Genomic DNA, 20,220 nt, shown 5'->3' with positions numbered 1-20,220 from the left:
CGATTTTTTTGTTATAATAGAAGGCATATTAGAGTTCAACTCCATCAAAATAATTGGAGTGCCTTCTTGATCGGAAGGCAAAAGGAGAAACGTTATGACACTATTTAAGGATGACAGTTTAACCCTGCATACCGACCTTTATCAAATCAACATGATGCAGGTCTATTTTGACCAAAACATCCACAATAAACACGCTGTATTCGAAGTCTATTTCCGTTCACAACCTTTTAAAAATGGCTACGCTGTATTTGCCGGTTTGGAACGCGTTGTAAACTACCTCAACAATCTCAGCTTTAGCCAGACAGACATTGACTATCTGACAGAACTGGGTTATCCGCAGACTTTCCTTGATTACTTGTCCCAATTGGAAATGACTCTCACTGTCCGTTCGGCTAAGGAGGGCGACCTGGTCTACGCTAACGAACCCATTCTTCAAATCGAAGGACCATTGGCACAATGCCAACTAATCGAAACTGCCCTCTTAAACATCGTCAACTACCAAACCCTGATTGCTACAAAAGCTCGCCGTATCAAGGCCGTCATTGAAGATGAGCCCTTGATGGAATTTGGCACTCGCCGTGCCCAAGAAATGGATGCTGCTATCTGGGGTACACGGGCAGCCTTTATTGGTGGAGCATCTGCGACTTCCAATGTTCGAGCTGGCAAAATCTTCGGTATCCCTGTCGCTGGTACCCATGCCCACGCCTTGGTTCAAACATACGGAGATGATTACAAGGCTTTCAAAGCCTACGCTGAAACCCATCATGACTGTGTCTTCCTCGTTGATACCTATGATACGCTTCGTATTGGTGTTCCAGCAGCCATCAAGGTTGCCAAGGAAATGGGAGATAAGATTAACTTCAAAGGGGTTCGGATCGATTCAGGCGATATGGCCTATATTTCCAAGAAAGTTCGTCAGCAATTAGATGATGCAGGTTTTACAGATGCGAAGATTTACGCATCTAATGACCTGGATGAAAATACCATCCTCAACCTCAAAATGCAAAAGGCAAAAATTGATGTCTGGGGAGTTGGTACCAAACTCATCACCGCCTACGACCAACCTGCCTTGGGCGCTGTCTACAAGATTGTATCCATCGAAGATGAAGATGGAAATATGCGTGACACCATCAAGCTGTCTTCTAATGCGGAAAAAGTCTCCACTCCTGGCAAGAAACAGGTTTGGCGCATCACCTCCAAAGAAAAAGGAAAATCAGAAGGGGACTACATCACCTTTGCGGACACTGACGTCACACAGATGGATAGTATCTATATGTTCCATCCAACTTACACCTACATCAATAAAACCATCGAGAACTTTGATGCACGTCCACTCCTAGTTCCTATTTTCGAAAAAGGAAAACAGGTCTACGAACTTCCAAGCCTAGCGGAAATTCAAACCTATGCCAATCAAGAATTTGATAAGCTCTGGGATGAATACAAACGTGTGCTCAACCCACAGCTCTATCCAGTCGACTTGGCACAAGATGTTTGGGATAATAAGATGAACCTCATCAATCGTATTCGCAAACAAACTCAGACCAAATCCATCTAAGAAAGGTATGTTATGACCCTACAGGAAACAATCATCAAAGAATTAGGGGTCAAGCCAAGCATTGACCCCAAAGAAGAAATCCGTCGCTCCATCGACTTTCTCAAAGACTACCTAAAAAAACACCCATTTTTGAAAACCTATGTCTTGGGGATTTCTGGTGGACAAGATTCGACCTTGGCTGGTCGTTTGGCCCAGCTGACCATGGAAGAAATGCGGACGGAAACAGGTGACGATTCTTATCAATTTATCGCTATCCGACTCCCTTACGGTGTGCAAGCTGACGAGTCTGACGCCCAAGCAGCCCTAGCCTTTATTCAACCAGATGTCAGCTTAACCATCAACATCAAGGAATCAACAGATGCCATGGTGGCTGCAGTCAATGCAAATGGGCTTACTATGTCTGATTTTAATAAGGGAAATGCTAAAGCCCGCATGCGCATGATTGCCCAATACGCTATCGCTGGGGAACGCAAGGGGGCTGTCATTGGAACCGACCATGCCGCTGAAAATATCACTGGTTTCTTTACCAAGCACGGCGACGGCGGCGCAGACATTCTCCCCCTCTTCCGCCTCAATAAACGCCAAGGAAAACAGCTTCTAGCTGAACTGGGGGCAGATGAAAAACTCTACCTCAAAGTTCCTACTGCGGACTTGGAAGAAGACAAGCCAGGTCTTGCTGACGAAGTCGCACTCGGTGTTACCTATAACCAAATCGACGACTATCTCGAAGGCAAAACCATCGACCCTCAAGCCCAAACCATTATCGAAGGATGGTGGAACAAAACAGCCCACAAACGCCATCTGCCAATCACGATTTTTGATGACTTTTGGAAATAAAATTATCCCCTGACGATAGGCACAACCGTCAGGGGATTTCTTTTATCTACTCTCCAAATAATCCGCAATCGCTGCGACATCCTTGTCTCCTCGACCGGAAACATTGATAATAATGATTTTATCTTTATCTAGTTGTGGTGCTAATCGAATAGCTTCTGCAATCGCATGAGACGATTCAATGGCTGGAAGAATTCCTTCTGTGCGACTTAAGGTCAGAAGAGCATTAACAGCCTCATCATCTGTTGCCGCGACGTAATTAACACGACCAGTTTCCTTATAGTGGGCATGTTCTGGTCCAACGCCTGGATAGTCCAAGCCTGCTGAAATGGAATAAACAGGTGCAACTCCACCATTTTCATCAAAGAGGGAGATCGTCTTCATACCATCAACCACACCAACTGTTCCCTTAGTCATAGTCGCCGCATGTAGTTCTGTATCAACACCTTTACCAGCAGCTTCTACACCGATAAGCTTGACTGACTCATCTGGTAAATATTGAGAAAATGCACCGATGGCATTGGAACCGCCACCCACACAGGCAATAACGTAGTCTGGCAAACGACCTTCTTTTTCTAAAATCTGACGGCGAGATTCTAGACTAATAATCTTTTGAAACTCATGGACAATCGTCGGATAAGGATGAGGACCGACTGCTGATCCCAAAACATAGAAGGCATCTAAATCTGCCATCCAAGCACCGAATGCCGCATCAACTGCCTCTTTCAAGGTTTGCGTTCTATCTGTGACAGCATGAACACGCGCCCCCATCATCTCCATTCGAAAAACATTGAGGCGTTGGCGTTTGACATCTTCAGCTCCCATATAGACATCACAGCCCAAACCAAAGCGGGCAGCTACAGCAGCCGTCGCAACCCCATGTTGACCAGCACCAGTTTCTGCAATCACTCGAGTTTTCCCCATTCTTTTTGCCAATAGAATTTGCCCCAGCACATTGTTTAACTTATGAGAACCTAAGTGATTCAAATCTTCCCGTTTGAGATAGATTTTCGCTCCACCAAGCTCCTTGGTCAATGATTCCGCAAAATACAATGGCGTTTCACGACCAGCATAATCTTTCAGATAAGCTTGGTATTCCGCCAAAAATTCTGGATCATTGCGGTACTGTTCAAACGTTTCCTCCAACTGATCCAACAAAACCTGAATTTGCTCCGGTACAAAACTACCACCAAACTGTCCGAAATAACCTTTTTCTGTCATATAATTCCCTCTTTCAACATTCGCTACAAGAGACCAATAAGGTCAAGAGTTTAATCCTTCTTTACTTATCCTTAATTGCTACGCCATCGTTTCATCTTGATTACCTCGTAATTTCTATCATTGTCAAAGTAGATTGCTTTTAGATAAGGAACAGAGACGAAAATACAACTCAATGCTTCCTCATTTTCAAGCATTGACCTCAAACAGTCCACTGGACTGTTTGAAGTAGGCAAGCCAATCGCGACAAAATATAAAAGCAATCTACACAGACAATGAAAAAGCCCACGCAGGAAAACACATCCTGCGAGGGCGTCAATGGACACGGTGCCACCTCACTTATGGACTCGACTAGAAAAGTCCATAACTTTTTCTCCTCTAACAAGGAGGCGCACGATAAGGGGTGCGGACCGAATTCTCATTGTTTCGAATTCATCGAACCAAACTCGCTTTACTAAACCAGACAATCCATAAAATGGATACGAATGCTTGTTTGGCATCAGCCCATTTCATAAACCTCTATCATCTATTCACACCAACCATAGACTCTCTAAAGACAAAGTGTTTATTACTTTTTCTGATTACTTGTAATTATACGTTACAAAATCGGAATGGTCAAGTAATTTTTAGAAATTTTCTAAACAATTTGAAAATTCAGTTTCCATTGCCTGAATCCATTAAAAACTAACAAAAAGCCACTCTGCTTAAGTGACTTTCTAAAAAAACTGTACTCACGAGCGAAGCGCTTATATCAAAGATAACATTAGCTAATCAAGATCATTTTAAAGGGAATACTGACTGTATTTCAAAAAAATAACGATATGTAACTTAAACAATAGCCTTAGATGGACATTCTGAACCTGTGACGATAGGTTCTAAGACTCCTGTTTGGAAAGGATTATCCCTCTCTTTATCAATGAATAGGTAAAATAGGCTAGTATTCCCCCCATTGTATTGGTCCATAAATCATCGATTTCAAAGACGCGTTGGGCATCAATCAGCAAATCCAGTAGCAATTGTGTGCATTCAATAAAAAGACTGATACAAAAACTATAACGAATCACCGCTCGAAGGCTCCGCCATTCTTCCCTAAGAAATAAAAGAAGAAAAATCAGAGGGAAAAGTAGAAAAATATTAGTGATGTTTTGCAAGAAAATCCATCCTAGGTCCGCCAAACTATCTACCTTATCCCCGTTGACGATGCTGTTGAAAGGCGTTGGTAAAAGATAGAGACGGCCGATTTGAATAATTCCTGGGGTCGAGAAATCCTTATACTGTGGGTACCAAGTCTGAGGTAGAAAACAAAGTAAAACAATAGCCAGAGCATAGGCTCCAGCTAAGGTCTTACAAATCTGTCTTCCTAGCTTGGTCAAGTTTCCATCTGCTTGGAAGAATTTTCTCATGCTCGAATACCTGCCTTTGCTTTTGCGGCTGCAATACGAGCACGTGCTTTTTCACGGTCTTTCTTGAGCGTATTGGAGCGCAATTGACCACAGGCAGCATCAATATCTGTATCATGTTCCTGACGAACGACACAGTTAACACCATTTTTCTTCAAAACATCAAAGAAAGCAAGAGTACGTTCCTTGGTTGAACGACTGTACTGATCATGTTCGCTAACTGGGTTATAAGGAATCAGGTTGATATAAGACAATTTACGGATGTTCTTGGTCAAGTCAGCCAATTCCTGTGCCTGTTCCACTCCATCGTTGACCTCATTGAGCATAATATACTCAAAAGTCACACGGCGGTTGGTCACTTTGATATAGTCTTCGATTGCTTCAAAAAGAACTTCTATAGGGAATTTGCGGTTAATCCGCATAATGCTCGAACGAAGGTCATTATTTGGCGCATGTAGAGATACTGCCAAGTTAACTTGGACACCTTCACGTGCAAACTCACGAATTTTTGGTGCTAAACCTGATGTCGAAACAGTGATGTGACGGGCACCAATTGCCAAGCCCTTGTCGTCATTAACCACTCGCAAGAAGGTCATAACATTATCGTAGTTATCAAGCGGCTCACCAATCCCCATCACAACGATATGGCTAACACGCTCATTCTGATTGCGCTCATCCAAGTACTTTTGTACCAACATAATCTGAGCCACAATCTCACCGCTAGTCAAGTCACGTTGCTTAGGAATCAATCCAGATGCACAGAATGTACAGCCGATATTACAGCCAACTTGTGTCGTTACACAGACAGAAAGACCATAGTGCTGGTGCATGAGAACTGTCTCAATCAACATGCCATCTGGCAGTTCAAAGAGGTATTTGATAGTACCGTCCTTAGACTCCTGTACAATCCGTTGTTTGAGCGGATTAACTACAAAATGTTCTTCCAACTTTTCAATCAAAGATTTTGGCAAGTTGGTCATTTCCGCAAAGGATTGGACACGAGAACGGTAAAGCCATTCCCAAATTTGAGTGGCACGGAACTTCTTCTCTCCGTTTTCTAAAATCCAATCAACCAGATTGGCTTGACTAAATGCATAAATTGATGGTTTCATATTTCTCCCTATTTCTGGCGGATAACAAAGTTACGCTTCACTTCATTCATCTCACGCTTGCTCTGCTTACGCTCACGTTTTTGAGAACGCTCCGTTTGACTCGCCTTAACACCAGCATTCTTCACAGTAAAATGACGCTGTTCCGACTGTTTGTTCTGCTGCTTCCCTTTTTTCTGACGGTCATTGCGATTATTTTTGTTTTCTTTTGGTGCAATAGGCTCCGTCCGCTGCTGATTTCTGTTGCGATTGCGAGAACGACTCCGCTTGCGACGCGGTCTATCCTCCTCCTCAGCAGGCAAGTCTTGTGGATTCGGATTGGCTAAGACGAAATAAGCACAACCAAAATTACAATACTCCGTCAAATAGTCGTCCAAGCGGCTGATTTTTAAGTCTGATTTAACATTTTTATCGTCTGTATAGAATCCCCTTAATCTCAGCTGCTCATTGCCCCAATCTCCCACAATATAATCAAATTTGAGCATGAGTTGTGAAAAACGTTGACCAAAAATCGTCTGGTCAAAAGCATTCTTGTAATCTTCCAAAAGATCCAATTCAATATTTTCAGATACAACCTTATCTCCGACACGAGCAAAACTCGGACCAGGGTATTTATTATAGTTATACATTTCAGGTGAAATTTCTTTTTTCATTTGTCCTCCTATCTTATAAAATCTTCATACGTAAAAATCATTTGATTAATAATCTATCTGGTCAGAATCTAAATTCTCACACTTAACCTTATCATTATAACACGATTTATCTGGAAATTCTTCTACTTTACCATTTAGGAGAAATTTCTGACAATTATAATGTTATTCTCTAACAAAAAGGACGATTTACTCGCCCTTTGTTTTTTTCAAATAATCAATAGCCTCTTGAACAGTTTTCACAGGAACTACCTCAATATCTAATCCTGCTTTCTCCGCGGCTTCCTTAGCTTCTTCATAGTTCGTTTTAGCCTTTGGGTTTTTCTTCAAAACTTCTACATCAACTGGATTGTTTGGTACAAAAAAGATACTTGCACCTGACTTAGCTGCCGAAATAACCTTCTTATCAGCACCACCAATGTCACCTACTTTTCCATCCTGCTCGATAGTCCCCGTACCAGCAATAATCCGACCACCACGTAAGTCAGGCTCTGCAAGTTGAGTATAGATGGCAAGTGTAAACATCAGACCAGCACTTGGACCACCAATATCTCCCGTTTGGAAATCAATCGGAACCGAACTTTGAACCTCTGTATGGTCTACGAGAGTGATGCCTATTCCGTTTTTGCCATTAGACAATTTGATAATCTTACCGTCCGCAGATTTCTCCTGACCAGCGCTAATATAACCAACTGTTACATCACTTCCAACCTCCAAGCCACTCACATATTTAATCAAATCAGGAGAAGACTCAAATGTTTTTCCATTAACACTCACAACGGTATCTGCAATATTAAGGACTTTTTTAAAGGTTGAATCATCCGTCAAGGCAAGCACATAGACACCAAAGAAATCAAGATTGACTTCTTTTCCTGCCAAGGTCAATCCTTGATACTTCGCCATATTTTGCGAAGTCTCCATGTAAAACCGTGCTATACGGAAATACTCTTCGTTGTCGGCCCCTCCTGTCATCTCTTCAGAGGAACGAACTGTCGTATAAGGATCAAACTGAGCAGCGAATAGTTGTAAAGCTGTAGCTTGTTGGACTGATACATAGGTGAAGTTGTAAGAGCCACCCTCTTGGTCTATTTGATTGTTCACCGTTAGTACCTGACGAATATCGGCAGCTCCACCTGGACTTTCCAGATAATAAGGCAGACGAACAAAAACGGCAAACCAAATCAAAAGAGTTCCTAAAACAATAGATGCAATTAAGGTTAACTTCCTATTTTTCTTCATTCTTTCTAATCTCCTCACTAACAATTTCTGGAACATAAGGGCCTATGTCCTGTTTGAAATACAGCAATTCTCGAACCTGGCTGGATGATACGAACTTAAGCTCTAGCTTGGCGATTAAATAAATAGTTTCCAAATCTGGTGCCAACTGACGATTGTAAAAATCAAAACTTGACTCGTATTCCAAATCGGTCGCATTACGCAATCCTCGGACCAAATGTGTTACTCCATAGCGCTTAGCTACATCGACTACCAATTCATTTTCAGACAGAACGACCTCGATATTCTCCATTCCTACAAAAAGCTTCTCCAAAATGGCTTTTCTCTCCAAACCCGTCAAGAGTCCTGCCTTTTTAGGATTGGTAAAAACTCCCACATATAATTTATCAAATAGTCCACTCGCTCGTTCAATTAAGTCCAAGTGTCCATTGGTAATGGGGTCAAATGAGCCCGTAAATAATCCAATCTTATCTGACATATACTGTTACCTTACTAATTCCGTAGAGTTTCTCTTTCCATATCCCCAGCTCTGCTATTTCTTCCGGAAGAGAGACCGCCTTATCCGTTTCGCAGACTACCATAACATCATCTGCTAGTAAGTCACGGCGACAGAGTTCTGTTATCACATCTTCAATTTCCTGCTCTGCATAAGGAGGGTCCAAGAATACCAGGTCGAAAGGACCTTCCACACTGTTCAAAGCCTGTCTAGCTTCCATTGCTAGAAGCTGAAATTTATCTGCTTCCTTAGTCATTGCAATATTTTCACGGATAATGGCTTGTGCTCGTCGATCTCGCTCAACCAGAACTGCTGACTCCATGCCACGAGATATAGCCTCGATAGATAAACCACCACTGCCGGCGTACAAGTCAAGAACTCTACCACCCTCAAAATAGGGACCAATCATATTGAACATGGCTCCACGGACCTTATCCGATGTCGGTCTGGTTGTTTTTCCATCTAACGTTTTCAGTGGTCTTCCACCATAGCTTCCCGATACAATTCTCATAAGGTATATTATAGCAAAAAATGAAGCTCGTTGCTGAAACCAAGTGCACTTCCTGCCTTCCTTTTTGCACCAACTTTTTCAATCTTCTGCCAAATACGCTCTCAACCGCTATAGCAGGAAATCATTCACGCGCTATTCAATAAAATGATAAAAATAAAAAGCAAGGAAATTCTGTTTTACGCGAAATTCCTCACTCTTATCGTATGTATTTAAACTAGATCGTTACAAGAAAAAAATTAGTGTTGAAATACAAATAGCTATTTTTTCCAGTATGTAATACGCCATAAAGAACCAGTAGCTAAAAAGCCTACGGATTATCTGGTGAACTCTCGTCAGCTGTTGGAACTGTTTCCACTGACTCAACCAGGCTAGTTGTTGAATCTGTCGTTTCCTCCGGTGTTTCAGAAACTGTTGGAGTTTCTACCACAGGTGCTCCTTCACTAATCGGAGGGACTGAAGTACTTGTACTAGTTGACGCCACGCTGCCTGTATACTGGCTTGTTGAACTCACATTTTGGTTTCCATATATATTTTGATTAGGTACTACATAAGATTCTTGTGAGGCCTCACTAGCTTCAGCAAGGTCCGTTGACTGACCGTTCCCTGTTTCAGATACTTTTTTCTCATCAGCTACTTTTTGGGCTGCTTCCGCCCTGACCAACTCCGCTTTTAGCTTAGCCTGTGTTTGAGCATCTGTCTGCTGTCCCACTAGCTCTTTTACTTGGTCAATCCGTTTCTGTAATGCTGCTTTTTTAGTCGCATCCGTAACCTTGTTTACTGCAGATTGTGCCTCTGCAAGTTTCTCTTCAGTATGTGTTCCTTCCAATACAATGACAGCATTCTCAGCATCCTGAAATACTGTATCAACCGTTTTTTTCTGATTGGGCACTTGCTGTACTGTCTTTGTATCACTTGTTTCGCTTTGAGCATTTTTATACCAACTAGCGCCTAAGCTAATCAATAAAATAAGTCCCATAAAAGAAATAATGCTAATTTCTGCCAATGACAACTTTTCAAATTTCTTTTCCATATTTTTGCCCTTATCCGTCTTATTGCATAAGAAAATACTCTAGCCTACTGACAATGTTACTTAGTCGTTTTTACCTTACCATTCCATCCATTTAGACCATAGCTTAAAATATAGATTTCGTTAAAGCCCTGTTTCTTCAGATGAAGGGCTGCAGGCGTTACCAACTGACCACGATCATTCTCATAGATTAAGACAGGTCTGTCCTTACGCAAAGCAGCTGTAGACTGGCGTAATTGCTGGTAAGGAATATTTCTCGCACCTAAGATATGCTTACGATTAAACTCACTCGGGTCTCGCAGGTCAATCAACTGACCTCCGTGTATCTTTTCTGCAAATTCTGCATTATCAATCACCGTCGCCGCACGGCGCAATCTCCAGTAATTAAAACCCATCCAGGCTCCCAATACTGCCAAAAATACTAAAAACACCCAAAATGTTTCCATCACTCATTCTCCCTTGATTTCTGATACTCTAATTCCAAACGATGTTCACGCCTCAAAACAAGCTCTGCTTCCATATATTCCAACCGATCTAAGACACCTGCCTGATAGATTCTATTTAATTCTATCTGCATCATTTCAATATCGTAGAGACGGTTGCCCATATAGACAATTATACCAAACCGTTTGAGTAATTGTTGCACATCATAAAGTCTTTTCATAAAAAAATTGTAGCAGAATTTTAGGTGTTTTTCAATATAAAAAATCAGTTGGAATTTATGAAATGCTTAAAAAGGATTGGAAATACCACCAATCCTCTATAATTTCATAACCAACCCTTTTCCTGTGCCACCTTAACAGCAGCCGTGCGGTTTTCAGCACCAAGCTTGGCCAAGATAGTGGTCATGTAGTTGCGGACCGTCCCGTCAGACAGATAGAGCTGGCTGGCAATTTCCTTATTGGACAAGCCGTCAGCAACCAGCTTGAGCAGCTGACTTTCCTGGTCCGTCAAGGGACTACGTTGGGTCAGGAGAATGTCCATCAACTCTGGCGAGTACTCCTTCCGCCCCGCCAAGACCGTTTCAATGGTCCGCATAAGGTCCGAAATGGAGCGTTCTTTGAGCACGTAGGCATCCACATCTGCCTTGACCGCCCGCTCAAAATAGCCTGGTCGCTTGAAGGTAGTCATGATGACAACCTTGACGGGCAAGGATTTCGCTCGTACCCATTCCAAGACATCCAGCCCTGTCTTCTCAGGCATTTCAATGTCTAGCAGTACCACATCTACTTGCTCTTTTTCCAAAAGAGAAAGGGCCTGACTGCCGTTTTCTGCCTGTAAAACAGCCTCAACCGCATCTTGAAAGGCCAAGAGCTGACAGAGGGCGTCCCGCAGCATGGCCTGGTCTTCTGCGACTAAGATTCTCATTCTACCACCTCCTCAAGCAGAATTCGTATGGACAGGCGGGTAGGCTGTGCCAGAGAAAGAAATTCCAAACTCCCCTGCACCGTTACCAGTCTATCCTTTATGGTATGCAATTCTTGACCGGTTAACTGGGCAAAGCCCACACCATTGTCTTCGTAGTGCAAGACTAATTCTTGCTGGTCTTCTTCAAATATCAAACGGCACTTGCTGGCCTGGCTATGTTTGAGCAGGTTATTGCCCAACTCTCTCAGCACCATGGCTAGCTTGTTCTGGACAGGCAAACTGAGCTGCTCTGCTATTTCCCCGCCCAAAACGACCAAATCCACTCCTGCTAAATCCAACATCTGCTGCAAAATCTGGAGTTCCTCTGCCACGGTGTGCTGCTTGAGGGACTGAACAATCTGGCGGACGTCCTGCATGGAGTCCTTGGCTAAGGTCTGGAGATCCTGCACTTCCTTCTTAGCCTGATCAATCTGGTCGTGGTCCAAAAGGGTCTTGACCAGCTCCGCCTTGACGGATAGCATGGCAAAGACATGGCCCAGAGTGTCGTGCAAGTCCTGACCGATGCGGTTGCGTTCGTTCTCAGCAAGCAGGAGATTAATGGAAGCATTTTGCTCCTGAATCCGTTGCTGGAGGGCTTCCCGCTTGGTTTCAACCCAGCTGAAAATCAGCAAGGCCAGGCCGAAAAAGTGAATGATGAGTGCAAAAGCCCGCATTTCAAAGGGAACAGGTCCAAAAAGGGCCCAGAGGATAATGGCCAGCAACAAGATCCCATAGGACACCGTTCGATAGGTCGGGCGAGTTTCCTTGTAATACCAGCCCAGCATATTGGACAGGTTGAAGATAAAGAGGGAAAACTGCAGATTGCCCCAAAAACTCATGACGGCGATATAGCCAATCAGGTAAAACCAGCCCAGCATGGAATAGAGCTTGTGGTCGGTGTAAAAGAGAGAACAATAGACCATGGCAAAGAGAATGGTTGCTAGAATAACCGCCGTCGGATTTGGACTATACTGGGCGTAATAAAGTGGAAAATAGAGAAAGACCATGCCCACGAAGAACATGAGTGGTATCTTTCTTTTTTCAAAAATCATGGGTCACCTCACTGCTGTTCAGATTTTCTATGAATAGCCAGAGCAATTCCTAAGAAAATTATGGCATATCCTAGGACAATTAGCAAGGATTTCCAGAGAAAAACTCCCTCTTGGGCATAGGTGGTCACCAGCTGATTGACATGGTAGCTGGGCATAAGTTTGCAAATTCGCTGTACCCAGTCAGGAAAGAGGGAGACAGGCATCCAAGAGCCACCCATGATAGCCAGAACAAAGTAGAGCAAGTTGGCTACCACCGACATGGTTTGTTCCGACTGGATTTGCACCAAAAGCAAGCCAATGGCTAGAAATACGATAGAAGTTACTAAAAGCAAGAGGGCCGAAATCACCCATTCTTGAGCTGTCATCTCAACTCCCTTGACCAAGCCTCCGACCGCAAAGACAATGGCAATAGAAGACACAAAGCAGAGCAAGACCCGCACCAGTTTGGACAGATAATATTGCCAGATTGGAAGGGGAGAATGCTGGATAAAGGTCAACCAGCTGTTTTTTCGGTCCTCCGCCAACATCATGGGAAAGGTAAAGAGGGCAAAGCCCGACATGGAAAAACCTGTCATGGTCAGCATATAGGACTGGATAAAGGCCTTTTGCATGGTCGCATCATCAAACTGGACCGTCGATGAGAAAATCAGGAAAAAGAGGACGGGCATGCCAATAGATAGGAGAAAAACTCCTAAACTTCTAGATAATTTGACCGCTTCTACTTGCACCAATGCTTTCATGATTCTTCCTCCCTTGTCTTGTCAAATAAGCTGTTGAGCAGGGTTTTGTTCTGCACTTCTAGGTCCGAAATCCGACAACCTGCTTCCTGCAAACAAGCCCAAACCTGCTCAATGGCACGGGTCTTGAAGCTGACTGTATCCTGCTTATAGGTGATGTTATCAATCGCATCCAAGCCCTCCACCACCGTCGCAAAGCGGATTGGCAGTGCTACTTCTTTTTCCTGCTCCTCACTCCGCATGGCAAACGGCGTCGTATCCCGCAAGAGCCTACCCTGGTGCAAGACCAAAATCCGCTCTGCCGTATGCTCCACTTCCTCGATGTAGTGGCTGGTATAAAAAATGGTCACGCCCTTTTCCTTCAAGTCATGGACAATCTCCCAAAAACGCTGACGGGTCGACGTATCCATGCCCGCCGTCGGCTCGTCCAAAAAGAGCAACTTAGGCTTGCCAATCAAGCAGATGATAAAGGCCAAGAGCCGCTTCTGACCACCTGATAGCTTGCCTGCCAGCTGATTTTTTTGCTCTGGGGAAAAGCGGAGCAGGCTGTCGATTTCCACATCTGTCAGACTGTCCTTGTAGATAGCTTGGAAAAAGCGGAGCAATTCCTTTACCTTCAAGTCCGTTGGAATAGCATTTTCTTGAGGTAAAACTGCCACTGTTTCTTTATTGGGCTGAGCCTGCGGAGCCAGACCGTCCAACAATACCTGCCCTTTCGTCGCCTTTCTATCGCCCAACAGACAGGACATGAGCGTTGTCTTCCCAGCTCCGTTGGGACCAATCAAGGCCACACATTCCCCTGACTTAATCTCAAAGGAAATATCAGACAAAATGGACCGTCCTTTGATGATTTTTTCTAACTGATTGACTTGAATCATCCTTGCTCTCCTTTCTGACAAATCACCGCTCCAACAATCCCGATAATTATACTTGCTGGCAAGGACAAAGCCAAGTAGGTCATTACTTCTAATCCTTGACCAAACAAAATGCAGGAAGCATAGAGAAACACAAAGGCTATAGTGAAATAAGATATACCTGTTTGAACAAATGATTTCATACCATTCTCCTTACTAATTACTGACTGAATTTCTTTTACACACTCAGTATAACTTATCACCCACACCCCTACCAGAAGCCTTTGTCATGGACTGATATGACAAATGTCATATTATACTCAATGAAAATCAAAAGTAGCCTAGGAAACGAGGTCGAAGATAGAACTCTGTTACTATCTTGTTTCAAAGTAACAGGCTGAAAAGCTCCACCGGAGCTTTTCACTCATCAAGGCTCTTGACAACGGATAATGTTGATTTTCGAAGAGTATTAAATAATGCAGCAAAAAAGAGTCCTACTGGGGACCCTTCATCTATTTACAACTTAGGTGCTTGACCAAGTTCTGCCTGCAACATCCAAATATGTTTTTCAATACTAGCCTTAGCCACATTGAAAATATCGTTGGTTACACTGTCACCTTCTTCATCACTGACATCAAATCCCTTTTGGAAAAGAGCAGCCAGATAGCGGAACACCTCTACCACACGCGCCAATTGCTCTTCAATCGTTACAGTGTAATCACCAGGAACTTCCTTGAGCTGACTATTTTCACTAAACTCTTTAAGGGTAGAAAATGGTGCCCCACCTAAGGTGATTAAACGCTCACTCATCTCATCCAAATAGCCATCAATTTCTTCCATATATTCATCCATCTTTGGATGCCAAATCATAAAGCCACGACCACGCATATACCAATGAACTTGATGGAGGATAGAATGGGCTACTGATAAATCGGCCACCGCTTGATTCAAAACAGCCTTAGAATCAGCCAGTGATGGACGCGGGCTGAAAGACGCAATTTCTGCTGGAGATTGATAATATTTTTGTTTCATCATATATCACCCTTTCTTTTATTTATAATTATTATAAATAAAAGAAGAAAAAATTGCAAGAATTATCCCTCATCCTCCTCTGACCTATTGACAGACAAATTCCTTGCTATATTAACTTATATACGTTAGACTAGTAAGTAAGAATAGTATGTGATTTTCTTTTTAGAAAGTCATCGCCCCATCTGTATATATAAGGAGGGATTTTATGTCAGAAGAAAAATTTGACGCAAAACTAGAACAGCTATCTGGCTCTGCAAAAGAGGTAATTGGTAAGCTGACCGGCGACAAGGAAATCGAAGTTGAAGGACTTGTTGAGAAAGGAATTGGCAAAGCAAAAGAGCTAGTCGAAGATGCAAAAGATGGGCTTGAAGGTGCCATTAACGGCATCAAAAATGCTTTCGACAAAGAAGAGAAATAAGCAAAGAGTTCAATATAGGTAGGATTGCTCGTGCACTGTTTGATAATGAACATTACACTCAATTTGGTCTTTTACCTGTAGCCCGAACAAAAATATGCAAGAGAGGGGAACTCAGGCATTTACCTGTCGAGTCTGCCCTCTCTTTTCTTATGCCACGAAAGGAGAATCTATGAAAAAAATCGTTTTTGTCTGTCTTGGAAATATTTGTCGTAGCCCTATGGCTGAATTTGTCATGAAAGATTTGACAAATCAATTTCATATTGAAAGCCGTGCTACTTCAAACTGGGAACATGGTAATCCTATCTACCCTGGAACTCAGAAAATTTTCCAAAAGCACAATATTCCCTATGACCAAAATAAATCGTCACAGCAAATGAGCCAGACAGATTTCGAAGCATTTGATGTCATCATTGGTATGGACAGCAATAATATCCGAGATTTACAGAAAATGGCACCAGCACATGCCCAAAATAAGATTTTTCAATTCGCAGAAAAATCCGTGCCAGACCCTTGGTATACTGGAGATTTTGACGAAACCTACGAAATGGTAAAGAAAGGTTGCCAAGACTGGTTGGACAAGTTACAGGCATTTGACCAAGAATAAGATTTTTTGTGTAATATTTTTGTAATATTTGTAAAAAAATGGTAAACTATTTCTGACTGAACTGATAATTTCTTACTGTATTCTAGAAAGAACTGATTAGCGTCGGTCAAATCCTATGAAAGAGTAAAACGATGAAAGAGTTCAAATTACCTAGTATAAAATGGCATGATATAACAAGTCATTTCACCCGTCCAAAACTTGAAATCCTCTCCCTTATTATCATCCTCATCTGTGCCCTCTCTGTATTTACAGGACGAATTGCCAGCAAGCAAGTCATGACTTTCAATAATGGCGCCCTGCAGTACAACGGTTATGTGGTTGCAAATAAAATGAATGGTCAAGGAAAATTGACCTTTGATAATGGAGATATCTACGAAGGACAATTTACAAATGGAATTTTCCACGGTCAAGGAACCTACACATCTGCAAGTGGGTGGGTTTATACCGGGCAATTTAAAAACGGCTATGCCGATGGAAAAGGAAAATTGACCACCGAAGGACAAGCTACCTACGAAGGAACTTTTAAACAGGGGATTTATCAATATGAAAATTAAATGGTTATCCGTTATACGTGTGATTGGATTAGTCTTTGTCCTACTTTATCATTTCTTTATCAAATATTTCCCAGGTGGCTTTGTGGGGGTTGACCTCTTCTTTACCCTGTCTGGATATTTGACAACCGCCCTTTTGATTGATGAGTTTGCAAAACATAAAAAAATAGATATTGTCAGCTTTTTCAGAAGAAGGTCCTATCGGATTCTCCCCCCTCTGGTTTTAACGATTCTTTTGGTTCTTCCACTTGCTCTGCTTGTCCGCAATGATTTCATTGCCAATATCGGCAATCAGATAGCCGCTGCGCTCGGATTCATGACAAACTTCTTTGAAATTCTATCTGGTGGTAGTTACGAGAATCAATTTTCACCTCATCTATTTGTTCATACTTGGACTCTAGCCATAGAAGTTCAGTATTACCTTGTCTGGGCTGGTTTAGTTTGGTATCTGACTCGCATCTCAAAAAGTGTGGGGCAACTACGTGGATCAATTTTTCTAACATCTATAAGCCTCTTCTCGCTAAGTTTTTTAGCAATGTCTATCTCAAGTTTCTTTGTGGATAATTTCTCAACCATTTACTACTCGAGCTTCACACATACCTTCCCATTCTTCCTCGGAAGCATTCTCGCAACCATCGCTGGTATCGGAAATACAACAACTGCCTTCCAGCAACAAGTGAATACATTGAGTATCAAACAAGCTATAGGTCTGTTTCTTGGAGGACTAGGAGTAGAACTTCTTCTTCTCTTTACTCTTCAATTCAGTTCCATCTGGACCTATCTAATTGGTTTTCTTCTATCCAGTTTAGCTACAGTAACTATGATTTTTGCTGCTCGGGTACTTCACGAGAAAACCGAAGATGTCAAAGAACCTGCAATTATCCTCTTCTTTGCAAGTATTTCTTATGGCATCTACCTCTTCCATTGGCCCTTGCTCATTATCTTTACACAACTGACAAATGCCTCTATCGCTGCGGGATTATCCTTTGTTTTTTCTACTATCCTATCAACTATTTCCTTCTATATTCTAGAACCATATATTGCTGGTAAAGTAGGAAGTTTGTTTGGATTACCAATGGACTTGAAACCCTATAAAAAGTGGCTTCTTAGCGGCTTTGCTTGCTTGACTACAATTAGCTTAGGTATCTGTCTGTTTGCACCAAAATTAGGAAGTTTTGAACAAGAGAGCATGGTTAGCAATCTTTATCAAGCTCAGACCCAACTAAATACAACACGATCTGCTGCTGAAAATGCTAAAGCTACTAGTTTTGAAATTCAAAAAGGAGTTATTATCTTTGGCGATTCTGTTACTGTTCGCGCAAGTTCTGCCATACAGACCGCGCTACCAGATGCACAGATTGATGGAACTGTCAGCCGAAATCTCTCTGAAATTGCTAAATTGATAAGTCTTTATCAGCAAAATAATAGTTTGAAAGAGACTGTAGTTGTAGCCCTAGGTACAAATACTACGGATAATTATCAGGAACTACTAGACCAACTAGTCAAAGATTTTCCTAAAGGACGTCGCCTTATTTTTGTCACTCCTTACGATGGAAACTTCACTCCAAGCGAATCCATTTCCTATCAAACAGGTCAATACGAGAAAGAATTGGCTGAAAAATATGATTACATTTCCATTGCAGACTGGTATCAAGTTGCAAAGGATAATCCACCAATTTGGTACAATACCGACCTTGTTCATTTTAATCTTGAAAGTAATGGAGGCGAAGTCTTCGCCCAAACGATAAAAAATGCTGTCGAAGCCGTTGCTGATGGCCCAATCAAAAACTAGATTTATACATCATCATCCTCTGAGAATTTCTCGGAGGATTTTTGCACTATTTTCCGATAAGTCCAGTGCGAACTCTAAGAAACGGCGCTGTGCCTAAGCTCAGTCTCAATAAATCTTGCGAAATAAGCCACTTCTACAAAGGACGGCAGAGCGGAGTAACGATAATAGTAAAGATGACAAATTAAAACTCCTACCTTTTACAGTAGAAGTTGGTGTCAATTTGACTATTTTTGCTTACTTTGGAAACGCCATTCAAAGCGTTTCTGATCGTAAAATGGATACATCATTTGTAAAAGAGTGACGGCAAGTAGCCAACCGCCGATAATATCTGTCGGATAGTGAACCCCAATATAGATACGGGATACAGCTACCAGGACAGCAAGTAGAATCAACACGGCTTGTAGCACAAGTCTAGCTATGCCTTTCTTCATCCTCTGGTGAACAATAATAACAACTGCTCCTGCAATCATCATAGTTGATGCAGTATGCCAGCTAGGAAATGAATAACCGATGGTATCAATCAACCATTCAATACTTGGACGCGGACGTTGGTAGACATATTTCAGGGCTGTGGATGCCACACCCATCGCCGCAAAACTAGCAAGTAGGAAATAAGCTTCTATCTTCCATTTTTTATAGTAGTAAAAGATAGCAGCTAGAATCAAGGTAATAGCTAAAATAATAACCGTATTTCCTAAAACAGTAATAGAGGTCCAAAATTGACTGGCTCCACTTGGTAAATTTCCACGAATGGCAGACTGGACAGTCGAGTCAAAACCTGCTAGGGTAGTAGGATAAAATTTTACTACATAGCCCAATATCACAAAGGCCAGAGCAAAAAAAGATGCGTTTCGTAAATGGATTTGTTTATTCTTCATACAATATAGTTTACCTTATAAAGGTTAAACTTTCTTTAAAATAGGTTGGGCTGCTTTGTAACAGATATAAAATATTGCTGAAAGCACAATCCCTTGTAAAAGATTAAAAGGAAGTACCATCATCAAAAGATAGTTAGTCAGACCCAAGATTTCCTTAATATCAAAATTTGCAAAGGCTGCATAGACAGGCACCGCATAAACGTAATTTAATACCAGCATCACTGCTGTCGAACCAATTGTCGCAACAGAGGCTGCTTTTAAATAATTTTTTATCGCTTGGTCATTTTTCCAGAAATAAGCTACTGCTAAAATGAAAACTGACATAGCTGCAATATTCATCGGTAAGCCAATAATTGTCGATGGTCCCTGATTATTTAAAATCAGTTTGAGAAAAGTTCGTACCAAAAGGATAGCAAAACTAGACTTCAGATCTAGAATAAGCAGACCAAATAAAATCGGTACGAGAGAAAAATCCACTTCCAAGAAACTGGCTGTTGGAATCAGCGGAAATTTCAAATACATGAGCAGAAAGGATACTGCTGAGAGAATGGCGATAATCGTCATTTTGCGTGTGTTTGTCATAAGGTTCCTCCAATTTTTGAAAATTGAAGAAGCGTGGAAGAGCAGGCAAAAAGCCTCCACTTCGTCTTCTCCCATCCAGACTTTACTGTCGGTTGTGGAATTGCACCACATCAGCTTTCGCTCGCAGACTACCAACTGACTATTTTGTTCTAATACTGCGTTAGCTCATCTCGACATACATTCAGTATAGCCTTCGATTCGCTGCCTAGTCTTAAAACAGGATAGCCACGTTTTACACTGCCGGTCGGGAATTTCACCCTGCCCTGAAGACTATTTC

The 20,220-nt window shown here is 42.1% G+C and carries 24 protein-coding genes and 1 riboswitch; of the genes, 6 read left to right on the top strand and 18 right to left on the bottom strand.

Features of this window, described 5'->3' with window-relative positions; all coding sequences use genetic code 11:
* The first annotated feature begins 94 nt into the window (after nucleotides 1-94).
* Nucleotides 95-1,555: a nicotinate phosphoribosyltransferase gene (locus K5Q29_RS00610; protein WP_044684097.1), complete on the top strand. Its 1,461-nt coding sequence runs from the start codon at nucleotides 95-97 to the stop codon at nucleotides 1,553-1,555.
* Between the two features lie 12 nt (nucleotides 1,556-1,567).
* Entirely contained in the window at nucleotides 1,568-2,392 is an 825-nt protein-coding gene (gene nadE / locus K5Q29_RS00605) for an ammonia-dependent NAD(+) synthetase (RefSeq protein WP_044681117.1), read from the top strand.
* A gap of 42 nt (nucleotides 2,393-2,434) precedes the next feature.
* On the opposite strand, the gene trpB is transcribed toward nadE, so the two are convergent.
* From trpB to K5Q29_RS00525, 16 genes are all read right to left on the bottom strand, one after another.
* The gene (gene trpB / locus K5Q29_RS00600; RefSeq protein WP_105212503.1) at nucleotides 2,435-3,610 is read right to left on the bottom strand and encodes a tryptophan synthase subunit beta; all 1,176 of its coding nucleotides are present in this window, start codon (nucleotides 3,608-3,610) and stop codon (nucleotides 2,435-2,437) included.
* An 872-nt stretch (nucleotides 3,611-4,482) separates the two neighbouring features.
* Nucleotides 4,483-5,010 carry a VanZ family protein gene (locus K5Q29_RS00595; RefSeq protein ID WP_002942846.1) on the bottom strand — a complete coding sequence of 176 codons (528 nt, stop codon included), beginning with the start codon at nucleotides 5,008-5,010 and terminating at the stop codon, nucleotides 4,483-4,485.
* Nucleotides 5,007-6,119, bottom strand: coding sequence for a 23S rRNA (adenine(2503)-C(2))-methyltransferase RlmN (gene rlmN / locus K5Q29_RS00590; protein ID WP_221876856.1), 1,113 nt, complete (start codon nucleotides 6,117-6,119; stop codon nucleotides 5,007-5,009). Before rlmN ends, K5Q29_RS00595 begins: the two co-directional genes overlap by 4 nt.
* Before the next feature lie 8 nt (nucleotides 6,120-6,127).
* Nucleotides 6,128-6,769: a YutD-like domain-containing protein gene (locus K5Q29_RS00585; RefSeq protein ID WP_105105999.1), complete on the bottom strand. Its 642-nt coding sequence runs from the start codon at nucleotides 6,767-6,769 to the stop codon at nucleotides 6,128-6,130.
* 186 nt (nucleotides 6,770-6,955) lie between these two features.
* Nucleotides 6,956-8,005, bottom strand: a complete 1,050-nt coding sequence (locus tag K5Q29_RS00580) for a SepM family pheromone-processing serine protease (RefSeq protein WP_105139621.1) — start codon at nucleotides 8,003-8,005, stop codon at nucleotides 6,956-6,958.
* Nucleotides 7,992-8,480 carry a pantetheine-phosphate adenylyltransferase gene (coaD, locus tag K5Q29_RS00575; protein WP_105139620.1) on the bottom strand — a complete coding sequence of 163 codons (489 nt, stop codon included), beginning with the start codon at nucleotides 8,478-8,480 and terminating at the stop codon, nucleotides 7,992-7,994. Before coaD ends, K5Q29_RS00580 begins: the two co-directional genes overlap by 14 nt.
* Nucleotides 8,470-9,009 carry a 16S rRNA (guanine(966)-N(2))-methyltransferase RsmD gene (gene rsmD, locus K5Q29_RS00570; protein WP_014638485.1) on the bottom strand — a complete coding sequence of 180 codons (540 nt, stop codon included), beginning with the start codon at nucleotides 9,007-9,009 and terminating at the stop codon, nucleotides 8,470-8,472. The genes coaD and rsmD overlap by 11 nt, the downstream gene beginning before the upstream one ends.
* Nucleotides 9,010-9,316: 307 nt before the next feature.
* The gene (locus K5Q29_RS00565; RefSeq protein WP_105139619.1) at nucleotides 9,317-10,039 is read right to left on the bottom strand and encodes a serine protease; all 723 of its coding nucleotides are present in this window, start codon (nucleotides 10,037-10,039) and stop codon (nucleotides 9,317-9,319) included.
* 56 nt (nucleotides 10,040-10,095) lie between these two features.
* Nucleotides 10,096-10,482, bottom strand: coding sequence for a rhodanese-like domain-containing protein (locus tag K5Q29_RS00560; RefSeq protein WP_004194735.1), 387 nt, complete (start codon nucleotides 10,480-10,482; stop codon nucleotides 10,096-10,098).
* Nucleotides 10,482-10,700 (bottom strand): YqgQ family protein, encoded by a 219-nt coding sequence (locus K5Q29_RS00555; protein WP_004194736.1) that lies wholly within the window; start codon nucleotides 10,698-10,700, stop codon nucleotides 10,482-10,484. The genes K5Q29_RS00560 and K5Q29_RS00555 overlap by 1 nt, the downstream gene beginning before the upstream one ends.
* 104 nt (nucleotides 10,701-10,804) lie before the next feature.
* Nucleotides 10,805-11,404 (bottom strand): response regulator transcription factor, encoded by a 600-nt coding sequence (locus K5Q29_RS00550; protein ID WP_105139618.1) that lies wholly within the window; start codon nucleotides 11,402-11,404, stop codon nucleotides 10,805-10,807.
* Complete coding sequence (locus tag K5Q29_RS00545; RefSeq protein WP_172699691.1) at nucleotides 11,401-12,495, bottom strand: sensor histidine kinase; 1,095 nt, start codon at nucleotides 12,493-12,495, stop codon at nucleotides 11,401-11,403. Before K5Q29_RS00545 ends, K5Q29_RS00550 begins: the two co-directional genes overlap by 4 nt.
* Before the next feature lie 8 nt (nucleotides 12,496-12,503).
* Complete coding sequence (locus K5Q29_RS00540) at nucleotides 12,504-13,235, bottom strand: ABC transporter permease (protein WP_105139617.1); 732 nt, start codon at nucleotides 13,233-13,235, stop codon at nucleotides 12,504-12,506.
* Complete coding sequence (locus tag K5Q29_RS00535; protein ID WP_105139616.1) at nucleotides 13,232-14,110, bottom strand: ABC transporter ATP-binding protein; 879 nt, start codon at nucleotides 14,108-14,110, stop codon at nucleotides 13,232-13,234. Before K5Q29_RS00535 ends, K5Q29_RS00540 begins: the two co-directional genes overlap by 4 nt.
* Nucleotides 14,107-14,289, bottom strand: a complete 183-nt coding sequence (locus K5Q29_RS00530) for a hypothetical protein (RefSeq protein ID WP_105105994.1) — start codon at nucleotides 14,287-14,289, stop codon at nucleotides 14,107-14,109. The genes K5Q29_RS00535 and K5Q29_RS00530 overlap by 4 nt, the downstream gene beginning before the upstream one ends.
* A gap of 313 nt (nucleotides 14,290-14,602) precedes the next feature.
* A complete protein-coding gene (locus K5Q29_RS00525) occupies nucleotides 14,603-15,121 on the bottom strand; it encodes a DNA starvation/stationary phase protection protein (RefSeq protein WP_024384587.1) in 519 nt (172 codons plus the stop codon).
* A gap of 202 nt (nucleotides 15,122-15,323) precedes the next feature.
* Between K5Q29_RS00525 and K5Q29_RS00520 the strand changes: the two genes are divergently transcribed.
* The 4 genes from K5Q29_RS00520 (at nucleotide 15,324) to K5Q29_RS00505 (ending at nucleotide 18,483) form a co-directional block, all read left to right on the top strand.
* On the top strand, nucleotides 15,324-15,536 hold the full coding sequence (locus K5Q29_RS00520) for a CsbD family protein (RefSeq protein WP_002942806.1): 213 nt from the start codon (nucleotides 15,324-15,326) through the stop codon (nucleotides 15,534-15,536).
* Nucleotides 15,537-15,705: 169 nt separating this feature from the next.
* Complete coding sequence (locus K5Q29_RS00515; protein ID WP_105139615.1) at nucleotides 15,706-16,140, top strand: low molecular weight protein-tyrosine-phosphatase; 435 nt, start codon at nucleotides 15,706-15,708, stop codon at nucleotides 16,138-16,140.
* Between the two features lie 131 nt (nucleotides 16,141-16,271).
* Nucleotides 16,272-16,694: a hypothetical protein gene (locus tag K5Q29_RS00510; protein WP_105139614.1), complete on the top strand. Its 423-nt coding sequence runs from the start codon at nucleotides 16,272-16,274 to the stop codon at nucleotides 16,692-16,694.
* On the top strand, nucleotides 16,684-18,483 hold the full coding sequence (locus K5Q29_RS00505; protein ID WP_105139613.1) for an acyltransferase family protein: 1,800 nt from the start codon (nucleotides 16,684-16,686) through the stop codon (nucleotides 18,481-18,483). The genes K5Q29_RS00510 and K5Q29_RS00505 overlap by 11 nt, the downstream gene beginning before the upstream one ends.
* A gap of 224 nt (nucleotides 18,484-18,707) precedes the next feature.
* Here K5Q29_RS00505 and K5Q29_RS00500 read toward each other — a convergent pair whose 3' ends face one another.
* Complete coding sequence (locus K5Q29_RS00500; protein WP_044674249.1) at nucleotides 18,708-19,361, bottom strand: phosphatase PAP2 family protein; 654 nt, start codon at nucleotides 19,359-19,361, stop codon at nucleotides 18,708-18,710.
* A gap of 24 nt (nucleotides 19,362-19,385) precedes the next feature.
* Entirely contained in the window at nucleotides 19,386-19,943 is a 558-nt protein-coding gene (locus K5Q29_RS00495; protein ID WP_063077036.1) for an ECF transporter S component, read from the bottom strand.
* Between the two features lie 59 nt (nucleotides 19,944-20,002).
* Nucleotides 20,003-20,218, bottom strand: a riboswitch (FMN riboswitch).
* Between the last annotated feature and the right edge of the window lie 2 nt (nucleotides 20,219-20,220).

The organism is Streptococcus sp. 2018037 (genome assembly GCF_019754195.1).
GTDB classification, from domain to species: Bacteria; Bacillota; Bacilli; order Lactobacillales; family Streptococcaceae; genus Streptococcus; species Streptococcus hashimotonensis.
The sequence above is the reverse complement of the archived record's forward strand: the minus strand, read 5'-3'. Positions and strand labels throughout refer to the sequence as shown.